This is a genomic window from Bacillus sp. GMs2/2 (genome assembly GCF_050172095.1).
Lineage (GTDB): Bacteria > Bacillota > Bacilli > Bacillales > Bacillaceae_G > Bacillus_A > Bacillus_A cereus.
On record NZ_JBNLYE010000808.1, the window covers coordinates 1 to 223 of the forward strand.

Below are 223 nucleotides of genomic sequence, written 5' to 3' on the forward strand. Positions count from 1 at the left end.
TGAATTATCCAGACTTATTTTAGATGTAGCTTTAGGAAAAGTTGGTGTGATTAATGGTTCTAAAAGCGTATAGGGAAACTTTTAACGATGGTTTTTTAAAATATGGCCGTACGGTAACGAAGCGCAGTGAAAACGCAAAGCGAATAAAAGGCTTTTTTTCTGAAGAAGGAAAACTAGCTTTTAGAGAATTATCAGCACGGGATAGTGACTATCAATCCTGTGG

At 36.3% G+C, this 223-nt stretch carries 1 pseudogene; it reads left to right on the forward strand.

The features are described from left to right. Positions 1 to 53 precede the first annotated feature (53 nt). Positions 54 to 223: pseudogene (locus ACQGS6_RS29635) on the forward strand (head-tail adaptor protein); the annotation flags it as partial.